Genomic DNA, 2491 nt, shown 5'->3' on the forward strand with positions numbered 1-2491 from the left:
ATTTTCGCGCCGAAGGATTCTTTGTTCCAGCCAAGCCATAACAGGTCTGATCGCTTCTCAGCCTTCCGTGTAGCAGCAGCTTCAGGCCGGCACGGCGGTTTTCCCAACACCCGGCAGCCCTAACAGGCAGTGCCCGCCTAAAGCCGCTACCTGGTTTTCTCAGAAACGTTGGGCGACCGGGCTTCCATCAGGTGGTGTTCGCGCAATTTTGCCTCCCGCGCGAAAACGTAGAAGGCGGCAAGCCACGAAATCACCAGCCCCGGCAATCCATCCAGGAAGCCCCGCTTCCACACATACGACCGCAAAAAAATGACCGGCGGCGCGAGCAAGAGCTTGAAGTAGGACGCCGCCGGCCTCCCGCGGCGGAAACGGTCCTGCGATGCCAGTGTGGTGAAATAGTTCAAAGTGTCCAGGCTCTCTTTCAGGCTTCGCTTCGTAAAGTGGAGCAATTCCCCGGCAATGATCTCGACGGGCCCGTCCACCTTGGGCTCCTCGTGTGGCGGATCACCGCCCCATTGGGTGGCGCGCCGGTCGTAGAGTCGCGTCTGGTAATCGGGATACCATCCACAATGCCCGATCCAACGACCCATGAAGCGAGCGCGGCGGGCAAACCGGTAACCGGAAGACTTCGGTCCTTCCCGGCGAATTTTCTCAATCGAGGCGCGCAATTCCGGGGTGACGCGCTCGTCAGCGTCCAGAACGAACACCCAATCATGGCTGGCCAGCGTATCGGCGTAGTTGTGCTGCTCGCCGTGAGAAAGAAAGTCGTGCTGATAGACTTTGGCGCCGTGCTTCCTGGCCAGTTCGGCGGTGCGATCCTTGCTCCACGAATCCACGACCATAATCTCATCGGCCCAGGCAAGCGATTCGAGCGCGGCAACGATGTTGTGTTCCTCGTTGAGCGTGTTGATGCGGGCGGTGATCTTCATGGAAGAGGCGCCACTTGCAAACGAGAAAGATTAGCATGGCAGTCGAGAATTGCAAGACGGCGCAAGGATTGGTTATGCTGCCCGCAGCCGGGCGGCTCGATGGGTCGCCCGGCCGACGCCGTGAAAATACTCCACATGGATCTGGGTCGCGGGTGGCGTGGCGGGCAGCAGCAAGCTTTCGCCCTGATCAAGGGGCTTGCCGAGGCGGGCCACCAGGTTTCGCTGCTGGCCCGGAAAGGCAGCCCTCTCGAAGAGAAGGCGCAGAACGCGCGCATCCCCGTCCTCGGAGTCGAACCTGGACTGGCGGGTTGGAGGGCGGCGGCCGCCCTGCGCCGCTCTCTCCAGGCCGGCTTTGACCTCGTCCATGCCCACGACGGACGCTCGCATACAGCGGCGTGGCTGGCAGGGCGCCCCCGGGAGGTCCCGCGAGTCGTCAGCCGGCGAGTATGCTACACCCTTCCCGAAAACCTTTTCTCGCGTCTCAAGTATCGGCACGGAGCGGAGCACTATGTCGCTGTGTCCGGCTGGGTGCGCCGGCAACTTCTGGCAAGCGGCGTTGCCGCGCAAAAAATTCAGGTCATCTACGATGGGGTCGAGGTTCCACCCGAAACAACTGATGCTCGGCGAGCGAGCGCTCGCCGGGCGCTTGGCGTGCCCGAGGAGACGTTCGTCGTGAGTTGCGTGGGGCACCTGTTCCGGGACAAGGGCCAGCATCGCCTGGTTGAGGCCATCTCAGAAATTGCCAAGCGCCGCCGCATCGTTCTCCTCCTGGCCGGCTCCGGGCCTCTCGCTCGCCACCTCCAAAGGCAGGTGAGCCGCTGGGGCCTCGAGCGGGTCGTCCGCCTGCTGGGGCAACTCCCCGATCCTTCCCCGGTCTATCAAGCCAGTGATGTCTTTGCCTTCCCGGCCAAGAATGAAGGGCTGGGCACGGCGATGCTAGCCGCCATGGCCCACGGGCTGCCGGTGGTTGCGCCCAACCTTGAGGCCAATCCCGAAGTCATCCGCGACGGCGTGGACGGCCTGCTGGTGGCCGATCGTTCGCCCGCCGAGCTGGCTCGCGGCATCGAGCGGCTCGCCGAGGATGCTCGATGGCGCGCGCAACTCAGCAAGGAATCTCGCCGCACGGTCGAGGCCCGGTTCACCTCTGCTATAATGGTGCGGGAAACAGCCGCGCTCTACGCGGCACTGGTCGGGAGGGACAGGCAAAGCGCTTGATCGCAGCTTTCTGCTTCGTCTTCGGGCTGGTCATCGGGAGTTTCTTGAACGTTTGCATTCGCCGCCTTCCCCAGGGCCGCTCGATCGTCCGCCCGGGCTCGCACTGCCGCGCTTGCGGCGCCGTCATCAGGGCCTGGGATAATATTCCGCTCCTGAGTTATCTGCTCCTGCGCGGGCGTTGTCGAAAATGCGGCGCGCGCATTTCGCCTCTCTACCCGGCGGTGGAGCTGGCGGCTGGCATCCTGTTTCTGCTTGGCTACTGGTCCTACGGGCTGAGCTGGTTGCTGGTCAAAAACCTGCTTTTCTTCTCCCTGATGCTGGTGCTGATCTTCACTGACTTGTTGGAA

The 2491-nt window shown here is 62.9% G+C and carries 3 protein-coding genes; 2 read left to right on the forward strand and 1 reads right to left on the reverse strand.

The features are described 5' to 3' along the window. Positions 1–146: 146 nt before the first annotated feature. Entirely contained in the window at positions 147–929 is a 783-nt protein-coding gene (locus VIH17_00390; GenBank protein HEY4681689.1) for a glycosyltransferase family 2 protein, read from the reverse strand. A 99-nt stretch (positions 930–1028) separates the two neighbouring features. Between VIH17_00390 and VIH17_00395 the strand changes: the two genes are divergently transcribed. Both VIH17_00395 and VIH17_00400 read left to right on the forward strand, forming a co-directional pair. After that, a complete protein-coding gene (locus tag VIH17_00395) occupies positions 1029–2144 on the forward strand; it encodes a glycosyltransferase family 4 protein (protein HEY4681690.1) in 1116 nt (371 codons plus the stop codon). Further along, the coding region (locus tag VIH17_00400) for a prepilin peptidase (GenBank protein ID HEY4681691.1) at positions 2141–2491 on the forward strand (351 nt) is incomplete at its 3' end. The genes VIH17_00395 and VIH17_00400, both read left to right, overlap by 4 nt.

The sequence above is a fragment of the Candidatus Acidiferrales bacterium genome (assembly GCA_036514995.1).
GTDB lineage: Bacteria > Acidobacteriota > Terriglobia > Acidiferrales > DATBWB01 > DATBWB01.